Here is a 10,199-nt window from a genome sequence, read left to right as displayed (position 1 = left end):
TTGTTGCTCAAGTGACGGATATAAACGGACTTGTACAACCTTGTGTAACACTTCACTTTCACCTCTTTGATGTGCTTCCTCTACCATAAATATACATTGTGGTAAAGCGCTAAAATCCAAACACTCGCTATTTGATGTTTTCGCTAAAGAGGGATGCTCCCGTCCTAATACAGATAGACTTTGATATCGTTTTGCTTGGTATATTGCCATAGCTGAATTTCAGCTATTTTTGAACACTTGGTGTATTTTCCTTACCCTGTATAGGTTTGAGGATTGTTTCTACCTCAAAAATGTTCTATAAAATGTAACGAGATTGTAATGGTGGCTTTAGCTAGCGTTTTTTATTGACGTTGCAAAAGTTTACATTTAAGATTGGAACGGTAAAATTCAATAAGTATTTATTCTTATTTATTCTGAAGACATAACATTTTATGAGTATATGTTCCTATCAATATTAAAAATTTAATCTTTTAAAGATAGACAATGTTTACAAAAGTAAAAATTACTTAATATAATGCAACTATAAGCGAAAAGGCAGATTGATTGTCAGAAGTGATGAATGCTATTGAATTTCCCTGGTTAACAGCCATAATCCTCTTCCCCTTGGTGGCTGCCTTAGCCATCCCCCTGATCCCAGACAAAGAAGGTAGAACTGTTCGTTGGTATGGTCTGGGAGTTGCGATCGCTGACTTTGCACTGATGATTTATGCCTTTTGGTATAAGTACGACTTTCAGAGTTCAAGACTCCAATTTGTAGAAAACTATCCTTGGATACCGCAATTAGGTTTGCATTGGGCTGTGGGGGTTGACGGTTTATCGATGCCCTTACTGCTTCTAACAGGCTTAATAAATACTCTCGCAATATTCGCGGCTTGGAAAGTTACCACCAAGCCGCGATTATTTTATGGTTTGATGCTAGCGATGTACAGCGCCCAGCTTGGCGTATTTGTCGCCCAAGATTTGCTGCTGTTCTTCCTAATGTGGGAAATCGAGTTAGTGCCGGTTTACCTGCTGATTTCCATCTGGGGAGGACAAAATCGCCGTTATGCAGCTACTAAATTCATTCTTTACACCGCCGCCGCATCAATATTTATCTTGATTGCCGGTTTTGCAATGGCATTCTCTGGAGATACCGTCACCTTCGACATGGCGACTCTGGGAATGAAAGAATACCCCAAAACCTTGGAATTGTTGGTTTATGCAGGTTTCTTAATTGCCTTCGGTGTGAAGTTACCCATTTTCCCCTTACACACTTGGCTACCTGATGCCCACGGTGAAGCATCTGCGCCCGGTTCGATGATTTTGGCTGGTGTGTTATTAAAAATGGGTGGTTATGCCCTCATCCGCTTCAATGTGGAAATGTTGCCCAATGCCCATGTGACTTTTGCCCCGGTGCTGGTGATTTTGGGTGTGGTTAACATTGTCTACGGTGCTTGCTGTGCCTTTGCTCAAACCAATCTCAAACGGCGCTTGGCTTACTCTTCAATTGCCCACATGGGGTTTGTGCTGATTGGCATTGCCTCTTACACAGAATTAGGTATCAGCGGTGCAGTGTTACAGATGGTTTCCCACGGGTTGATTGCTGCTAGCTTGTTCTTCTTGTCTGGCGTGACTTACGATCGCACCCACACCTTGATGATGGATAAAATGGGCGGAATGGCCAAGGTAATGCCTAAAACCTTTGCTCTGTTTACCATCGGTTCAATGGCTTCTCTCGCCTTACCCGGAATGAGTGGTTTTGTAGGTGAGTTGATGGTATTTCTCGGTATTGCCACCAGTGATGTTTACAGTTCCAGCTTCAAGATTGTAGTAGTGCTGCTGTCAGCAGTAGGCGTGATTTTGACACCGATTTATTTACTATCGATGCTGCGTCAAGTATTCTATGGCGACCAAAGTCAAGAGTTGCACTTGGATGCTGTAATATCTGATGTTAAACCCCGCGAAATATTTATTACCGCTTGTTTGTTGTTGCCAATCATCGGAATTGGTTTCTATCCCAAATTAGCAACGCAGACTTATGATGTGAAGGCAGTAGAATTAGCCGCCCATGCTCGTGAAGTTTTACCAGTTGTTGCTCATCAGCAGCCGTCAAGTCTGTACTCGCAGATTTTTACAACACCAACATTGGCTAATTCTCAAGTTGAAAGTTCGATTAACATTTCTGAGTAAATTAACTTCCCATTAAGGGGTCTGCAAGTAAATTCTAAATATTAGGGAAATAAAGGGGTGATTTAATAACCGCCCCTTTATTTTTTGTATTATTAAATTGAAGGAGATTTTTAGGTAGGGGCAATTCATGAATTACCCCTACTGTGTGGTTAAAAATTATTCAAATTTGAGAGTTCCGTCAATATTAGTAACGTGTTCATCAAGATTAATGTATGTTCCTAGAGTATCTCCGTCAGATGTCTTGCATTCAGCACGGAGTCTGCTAGCACCAGCTAAACCAATATTGTTGCAGGTCAGAGCAAATTTATCTCCATCCCAGTCTAATGTTCCATCAAGATTGGCGATATGTGGATTTAAGTAAATGGAAATTGTAGAAGGAGTACGTCCATCGGCTTTTTGGCAACTAGCTGTTAAGGTTGAGCCATTAACACTAATATTTTTACAAGTTTGAGAGAATTGACCAGTTGCCCAAGCGTTATAGGCAGGAGGAACCGACGTTTTTATCCGAGATGCTATGCGAATGCGTCCTACCCTACCCTACGGCAAGCCCTTTTGCATCTACATTCCTCATGTCGTTTGGCACACCTTCATACAGAATTGGGATCAGATCCTCTATCACAATCCCTCTACGGGGTTTGAGACATGCTAACCCTGGATATGCCGCGTTCAATGAGAATGTTTGACTGTCAAAGTTGTAGAATCAGTCTAGATAAGGACAGGTACACAGTAAAAAACCTAAAAAAACTGCTACTTTAGGTATTTAAAATACGGATGGCTAAACCGTGTCTGGACGCAGAGGGAAACTAATATGCCGACTCCACATGATGAAACGTCAAATAAAGGAAGGATGTCCAGAGTTGATCTAGCAATGGTAATGTTAATTAATCATACGGTTATTCAAAACTTTGATAGTTCGGAACTTCAGGCTAATGGACATCACAAATTCAAGCAACGTCGTTAAATTACTTAAGCAGTTGGCGATTAGATCGGTTAAAACCTAGTTTAGTCAGATGCAAGTTTGTAGCCATAAGGCAACAACTATAACTCGTTGCAAGTCTATTAGATTAAGAAATATCAGGGTTTTGGCAAACTAGATTATATGTCTAATCAACTTTCTACTCAAACTTCTTTGTCTACTCAAACCTCTAGTGCATTATTTACGCTCATAGTTGCCCCAGCAAAAGTAATCCGTGGTTCTGGGGTGTTACCAGCCGCAGCAGCAGAGATCGCCTGTTTGGGAAGTCGTCCCTTAATTGTGGGGGGTGAGTCGACTCTCGCCATCAGCCGAAAGAATTTGCAACCAATTTTAGAAACGAAACAGTTACATTCTGCCCTAGCTTCTTATGGTGCAGATTGCTGCGAAGCTAGCCTAAAATCTTTACAGAAGAAGGCAAAAGAACATAAAGCTGATGTAATTGTCGGTGTTGGTGGCGGAAAAGCCTTAGATACAGCGAAATTACTCGCACAGCAGTTGCAGTTACCAGTGGTGACAATTCCGACATCAGGGGCTACCTGTGCAGCTTGGAGTGCTTTATCGAATGTATATTCGGAAGATGGAGCATTTCTGTACGATGTGGGACTATCTCGTTGTCCCGATTTACTAATACTCGATTACGACTTGATTAAGACTGCGCCACAACGGACTTTAGTCGCTGGAATTGGTGATGCGATCGCTAAATGGTACGAAGCCTCAGTTAGCAGTGGGCATTTGCAAGACACTTTAATTATTGCTGCGGTGCAACAAGCGCGAGTTTTGCGAGATATCCTCTTGCAAAAGTCAGCCCCTGCCTTGAAAGAACCAGGTAGTGAAGTTTGGCAAGAAGTCGTAGACGCAACTGTTTTGTTAGCCGGGGTAGTTGGGGGACTTGGAGGGGCGCAATGTCGCACAGTTGCAGCCCATGCCGTGCATAATGGTTTAACTCATATTTCAGGACATGGCAGTATTCATGGCGAAAAAGTTGCTTTTGGGATTTTGGTACAACTGCGTTTAGAAGAAATGCTACAAGGCAATCAACTAGCAGCATCAGCACGACAACAGTTGTTAAAGTTCTACACAGAAATTGGACTACCCCAAAAATTAAGTGATTTGGGATTGGGCAATATTACATTAGGCGAGTTGCAAACAGCTGCCGATATTGCTTTAGTTCCTAATTCTGATATCCATCGACTACCCTTTAAAGTCGCGCCAGAACAGTTGATGGCAGCAATGGTTTCGACCACTGCACCTATAGATAGTAGAGACACTACAAATCGAGTTTCGCCCAAGGGAATCAGTGACGAGGTTTTATGAGTTTAAATTGGATTGTCCCAGCAGAACGCATACAAAAACTACCACCTTATGTATTTGCCCGTTTAGATGAACTAAAAGCTAAAGCACGGGAACAAGGTTTAGATTTAATTGATTTGGGTATGGGAAACCCCGATGGTGCAACGCCAGCACCAGTTGTAGAAGCTGCGATCGCCGCTTTAAAAGATCCCGCCAATCACGGTTATCCACCCTTTGAAGGGACTGCTAGTTTCCGCCGCGCCATCACTAACTGGTATCGTCGCCGTTATGATGTGATTCTCGATCCTGATAGCGAAGCCTTGCCATTGCTGGGTTCTAAAGAAGGATTAACCCATTTAGCACTTGCCTACGTTAATCCTGGCGATTTAGTTTTGGTTCCTTCCCCCGCTTATCCCGCCCATTTTCGCGGCCCGGCGATCGCAGGCGGCAAAATCCATAGCTTGATCCTCAAACCAGAAAATGACTGGTTAATTGATTTAGCTGCCATTCCTGATGAAGTTGCTAGACAAGCTAAAATTCTCTATTTCAACTATCCCAGCAATCCAACTGCTGCCACAGCCCCTCGCGAATTCTTTGAAGAAATCGTCGCCTTCGCCCGTAAATATGAAATTTTGCTGGTGCATGATTTATGTTATGCCGAGTTAGCTTTTGATGGTTATCAACCCACTAGCTTGCTAGAAATTCCCGGCGCGAAAGATATTGGTGTAGAATTTCACACCTTATCTAAAACCTACAATATGGCTGGTTGGCGCGTTGGATTTGTGGTAGGTAATCGCCATGTAATTCAAGGTTTGCGGACGCTGAAAACTAATTTGGATTACGGCATTTTTGCTGCTTTGCAAACAGCAGCCGAAACCGCTTTACAGTTGCCAGATGTGTATTTGCACGAGGTACAACAACGTTATCGTACCCGCCGCGATTTCCTCATTGATGGGTTAGGAGAGTTGGGTTGGGATATCCCCAAAACCAAGGCGACAATGTATCTTTGGGTGAAGTGTCCTGTTGGTGTTGGTTCCACTGATTTTGCCTTAAACGTGTTGCAGCAAACTGGTGTTGTTCTTACCCCAGGTAATGCCTTTGGGGTTGCAGGTGAGGGTTATGTCAGAATCAGTTTAATTGCCGATTGCGATCGCTTGGGTGAAGCCTTACACCGCTTCAAGCAAGCAGGTATCCGCTATCAACCTGAAAGCGTAGTTTCTCCTTCAGGAGCGATCGCCGATCTCGTTAGTTGAATAGAATAAGGAAACCCAACACTATATGACTCAAATTTTGGCTGATGATGTTTGATATCATGTAAGAAAGTAGAGATAGTTAAAAACAGAATTTTCCTGTAATCCTATAGGACTCATATTTGATTTTTGAAAAGAGATGCAGGGTGTGTTACGGAAGCCGTAACACACCCTAGATCTACTTAAATTTTTTAAAAAATCAAATCGGATCGTAATACAGTTCGGTTAAGGTTTTTTGATGGCAATTTTAGATCCCAAAGACGCGATAAATCGCCATCAAGACGAAATGATTTTTGTAGAGACGGCGATTCATCGCGTCTCTTGCCTTAACCGAACTGTATTGAATCGGATCGCGCTATATATAAAGTTGATATTATTTCTTCGCCTGAAGTACGATAACCCGACTATCTGCTTTAATAACTTGTATCCCATTTTCTAAAATGATTGTCGGAATTTTCCAATAAGAATGACCACAGATAACTAGCAAATTATTAGTTATCTTGATTTTTTCTAACTCCTTGCGGATAGATTCTTTCCCAACCAAATTACCTTGTGGGTAATCCGGGCCTTCATGTAGAATTAAAATATCTGGTGACTGCTTTATCAGTTCCCGAATTGCTTTAATAAATTCTTTCTCAGAACGTCTGAAAGGTTTGTTTTTTTTACCAATAATACCAGAGATTCCGGCAAGATTAAGCTCACCATTTCTTCTAATTTCACCATCAAGATAGTAAATACTCCGATTTTGTTTAAAAACCAGAATTTCTTCTTGTGTATTTCCCAAACTATCGTGATTTCCAGCAACACCAGCCACCCAACAAAATTGTTGACTAAAAGCGTGCCAAATGTCTCGGATGTCGCCCACTACTCCACTACGCCTATTGACCTCTGCATAGAAATCACCTGCTAATATCATGCCTGTATTTTTTAGCGAGGGTATTTTTCCGATATCTGCCAATTTTTCTAATTCTTCTATGACAAGATAACCGAGAAGTTGTTGATTTTTCGGGTCAATTCCTTGTAAATCGCTTGTAATTGTAATTGCCTCTAAATTATTAGGTAAATAGTCAACTTCTCCTAATAAAACTGGTAAATATCTCTCAACAACACCAATACCACCAGAAGCTGCTGTCAGATACTGGATTTGATGAATGGGCAAATTAGAGATTGATATAATGTGCATCGTATTGACATACTCCCCGACCGTCGCGGACGGGGATTCTAATTCATGGTTCACAGAAATCCGCTTGCTATATCAGGTTTCCCATCAATAGTATTGGTGGTCTTCTCCCCATGCTTTCCCTCAATAGAGGCAGATCCTTCTTGCCCAGAAGTATTTAGTAGCTTGGCTTCTCTTACTATCACCTCTATATTTTATCACGCAATATTGCAGATAAAACAATATCATAAAACATAAATCCGTCCTTGATGACGGGGCTTTTACCCATTTTTTCGGTAAAAAATAGTCCTGTTCAAGGGCGATATCCGATGACAAGCTGCTACACACCTAAGCTCTAGTTTCTAGTTCACAATGGAGTTATCATACCCTTATCAAACTGTAATTGATGCTCACCTCCTCAGCCACTATTCCTCATCTAATTGCTGCTGGCTTTCACGCCCTTTCTGATCCCCTCAGAATTAGTGTGCTGGAACTCTTAAGACAGCGAGAATTATGTGTATGTGATTTGTGCGAAGCCTTGGGGGTAAGTCAGTCAAAACTATCTTTTCACCTGAAAACCCTCAAGGAAGCTGGCTTAGTTAACTCCCGTCACGAAGGACGCTGGATTTATTACAGTTTAAATTTGCCTCAATTTAGCGTTTTAGAACTGTATTTGGCAGATTTTAGTCACAATAGCGTAATTTCATCTGCCCATCCCTGCTGCGATTAGGGATAAGTTTATCAATCTTCAGGCAACTGTCTAACTGCTTGACTGAGCAATATAGATGTTTTTAATTTGGTGGAATACATTAGGGGCGCATATCTATCTGTGCGCCCCTAAAAACTATTGCCCACAAAGGAAAAACGCTACCCATCAATTTTTTTTGATGTATATTGAAATCTGGTGCTATGCTTTATATTGACACATCAAGTTTTCTTGAAATGATATACGCATACATTCAAAATTACCTATAAGAGTGAGGTCAATGAACGTCTAAGTAATTATCTAAACCAAGCAACTTGTTCATTATGAAACATTAAATTATGTAAGCTGTATGAACTCTGTAATGAGCAAAAAAACTTCAAAACGCCTCTCTTTTATTGACCGCTTCCTGACCTTATGGATTTTTTTAGCAATGGCGATCGGTGTTGGTCTAGGCTATTTTTTTCCTGGAGTAGAAGCCTTTATCAATCAATTTCAAGTAGGGGCAACCAATATACCAATTGCCATCGGGTTAATTCTGATGATGTACCCACCCCTAGCAAAGGTGCGATACGAAGAATTGGGGGATGTATTTCGTAACGGAAAAATTCTTGGTGTGTCACTACTTCAGAATTGGATAATTGGGCCAATTTTGATGTTTGCTCTGGCAGCTATCTTCTTACACGGTTATCCAGAATACATGACGGGATTGATTCTGATTGGATTAGCCCGTTGTATTGCAATGGTAGTTGTGTGGAGTGACTTGGCGCGAGGCAATACAGAATACACGGCTGGATTGGTTGCCTTCAACAGCATCTTTCAAGTTATCTTTTATAGTCCTTATGCCTGGTTTTTCATCACGGTACTGCCGCCACGGTTTGGGTTACAAGGCAGTATTGTGAATGTCAGCATCGCCGAGATTGCCAAAAGTGTGTTTATCTATCTCGGTATTCCCTTTTTAGCAGGATTTTTCACTCGTTTCTTCTTAGTAAAGGTGAAAAGTAAGCAGTGGTATCATGAGGAATTTGTGACTAAAATCAGCCCGATTACGCTGATTGCTCTATTATTTACAATCGTGATTATGTTCAGCTTGAAAGGGAATTTGATCGTTCAGATACCCTTGGATGTGGTGAAGATTGCAATTCCACTAATCGTTTACTTCATCATCATGTTTCTGGTCAGCTTTTACATGGCTTGGCGCGTTAAGACAGACTATTCTAGAGCCGCAAGTGTAGCATTTACATCAGCAGGAAATAATTTTGAACTGGCGATCGCAGTGGCAATTGCCGTGTTTGGTATCAATTCGGGTGTTGCTTTTGCTGCCGTTATCGGACCTCTGGTAGAAGTGCCTGTACTGATTGGTCTGGTTAATGTTGCTTTTTGGTTTGAAAAACATTATTTCACAACACCTGAATCGAGAATCTGATCCATTTTGGACTAATGCTCAAACAAATGGAACACGAACAAATTAAACCGATTTCAGAAAACCTGTGGTGGGTAATTCCAGGGAAACTAGCAGGTGTTCGTAAGCCTATAGCAGAGGAACTGAAAGAGTTACAGACGGCAGGTATATATGCAATTGTCTCCGTTATGGATGACCTCTCTAATTTAGATTTGTATCAACAAGCTGACATTCCTTATCTCTGGTTGCCAATCCAAGGAGGCACTCCACCCAATGGGGAACAGCTTCAGGAATTACAAAACTTTATTGACAGCCAAAATGCTCTTGACAAAGCTGTTGCAGTTCATTGCACGAGTGGGAGACGAAGGACGGGAACAATGTTAGCTGCTTACCTAATTTATAGTGGCTCGTCTTATAAAAACGCCATGCAGACCATTCAAAGCGCCAACTCTGAAGTGGAACTTCGAGAAGCACAACACAACTTTTTGCAAGAGTTGGCAGGAAAATAAGTATTTATATTTAGCCATAGCGGAGCTTTTGTTACATAATGACCTTCGATCGCAAACCGAGAATTCTATTTCTATACGGTTCTCTACGAGAGCGTTCATACAGCCGACTACTAGCCGAAGAAGCCGCAAGGATTATTCAAGAATTTGGTGCAGAAGTGCGGTTTTTCAATCCTTGGGAATTACCCATTTATGGCAGTGTGCCAGATACTCATCCCAAGGTACAGGAATTACGGGAATTGAGCATCTGGTCTGAGGGGCAAGTGTGGTCTTCTCCTGAAATGCACGGTAATATTACTGGCATTATGAAAAACCAAATTGACTGGATTCCTTTAAGTTTAGGAGCAGTCAGACCAACTCAAGGCAAAACCTTAGCAATCATGCAAGTTAGCGGTGGTTCTCAGTCTTTTAATGCTGTCAATACGCTACGAATTTTGGGGCGGTGGATGCGAATGTTTACGATTCCCAATCAGTCTTCAGTGGCGAAAGCTTACCAAGAATTTAACGAAGAGGGAACGATGAAGGATTCACCTTACCGCGATCTCGTCATTGATGTTATGGAAGAACTGTACAAATTTACGCTGCTATTGCGCGATCGGGTTGATTACCTAACAGATCGCCACAGCGAACGTAAAGAAAAAGCAGTACAAGAAACCATTAAGGTAGCAAATAGTGCCCTGGAACTAAATGCCAATCGAAGTTTATAAGATTTTTCTCCTGTCAACATATCAAGAAATAACAACA

11 protein-coding genes are annotated in these 10,199 nt (G+C 41.6%); 8 read left to right on the top strand and 3 right to left on the bottom strand.

What is annotated here, in order from left to right; translation table 11 throughout:
- Positions 1-210 (bottom strand): hypothetical protein (locus tag CDG77_RS35685; protein WP_143857079.1); only part of this gene is annotated, 210 nt, incomplete at its 3' end.
- Positions 211-555: 345 nt separating this feature from the next.
- Between CDG77_RS35685 and CDG77_RS23485 the strand changes: the two genes are divergently transcribed.
- Entirely contained in the window at positions 556-2,169 is a 1,614-nt protein-coding gene (locus CDG77_RS23485; protein WP_094331772.1) for an NAD(P)H-quinone oxidoreductase subunit 4, read from the top strand.
- 156 nt (positions 2,170-2,325) lie between these two features.
- Here the strand turns inward: CDG77_RS23485 and CDG77_RS23480 are convergent, their stop codons facing one another.
- Complete coding sequence (locus CDG77_RS23480) at positions 2,326-2,604, bottom strand: CVNH domain-containing protein (protein ID WP_258169846.1); 279 nt, start codon at positions 2,602-2,604, stop codon at positions 2,326-2,328.
- Between the two features lie 373 nt (positions 2,605-2,977).
- Here CDG77_RS23480 and CDG77_RS36780 point away from each other — a divergent pair, with 373 nt between their 5' ends.
- The 3 genes from CDG77_RS36780 (at position 2,978) to CDG77_RS23470 (ending at position 5,688) form a co-directional block, all read left to right on the top strand.
- Positions 2,978-3,130 (top strand): hypothetical protein, encoded by a 153-nt coding sequence (locus CDG77_RS36780; protein ID WP_190234049.1) that lies wholly within the window; start codon positions 2,978-2,980, stop codon positions 3,128-3,130.
- Positions 3,131-3,268: 138 nt separating this feature from the next.
- On the top strand, positions 3,269-4,459 hold the full coding sequence (locus tag CDG77_RS23475) for an iron-containing alcohol dehydrogenase family protein (RefSeq protein WP_094331771.1): 1,191 nt from the start codon (positions 3,269-3,271) through the stop codon (positions 4,457-4,459).
- Positions 4,456-5,688: an aspartate aminotransferase gene (locus tag CDG77_RS23470; RefSeq protein WP_094331770.1), complete on the top strand. Its 1,233-nt coding sequence runs from the start codon at positions 4,456-4,458 to the stop codon at positions 5,686-5,688. The genes CDG77_RS23475 and CDG77_RS23470 overlap by 4 nt, the downstream gene beginning before the upstream one ends.
- A gap of 370 nt (positions 5,689-6,058) precedes the next feature.
- Here the strand turns inward: CDG77_RS23470 and CDG77_RS23465 are convergent, their stop codons facing one another.
- Entirely contained in the window at positions 6,059-6,868 is an 810-nt protein-coding gene (locus CDG77_RS23465; protein WP_094331769.1) for a metallophosphoesterase family protein, read from the bottom strand.
- 382 nt (positions 6,869-7,250) lie between these two features.
- Between CDG77_RS23465 and CDG77_RS23460 the strand changes: the two genes are divergently transcribed.
- The 4 genes from CDG77_RS23460 (at position 7,251) to arsH (ending at position 10,162) form a co-directional block, all read left to right on the top strand.
- The gene (locus tag CDG77_RS23460; protein ID WP_094331768.1) at positions 7,251-7,574 is read left to right on the top strand and encodes an ArsR/SmtB family transcription factor; all 324 of its coding nucleotides are present in this window, start codon (positions 7,251-7,253) and stop codon (positions 7,572-7,574) included.
- A 337-nt stretch (positions 7,575-7,911) separates the two neighbouring features.
- Entirely contained in the window at positions 7,912-8,973 is a 1,062-nt protein-coding gene (gene arsB / locus CDG77_RS23455) for an ACR3 family arsenite efflux transporter (protein ID WP_094331767.1), read from the top strand.
- 14 nt (positions 8,974-8,987) lie between these two features.
- Positions 8,988-9,458 carry a phosphatase domain-containing putative toxin gene (locus tag CDG77_RS23450; protein WP_223269934.1) on the top strand — a complete coding sequence of 157 codons (471 nt, stop codon included), beginning with the start codon at positions 8,988-8,990 and terminating at the stop codon, positions 9,456-9,458.
- Positions 9,459-9,496: 38 nt separating this feature from the next.
- On the top strand, positions 9,497-10,162 hold the full coding sequence (gene arsH / locus CDG77_RS23445) for an arsenical resistance protein ArsH (protein ID WP_094331766.1): 666 nt from the start codon (positions 9,497-9,499) through the stop codon (positions 10,160-10,162).
- Positions 10,163-10,199: the final 37 nt, after the last annotated feature.

The sequence above is a fragment of the Nostoc sp. 'Peltigera membranacea cyanobiont' 213 genome (assembly GCF_002245975.1).
Classification (GTDB): domain Bacteria; phylum Cyanobacteriota; class Cyanobacteriia; order Cyanobacteriales; family Nostocaceae; genus Nostoc.
Note: the sequence above shows the minus strand (reverse complement) of the source record. Positions and strands in the feature narration are given on the sequence as shown.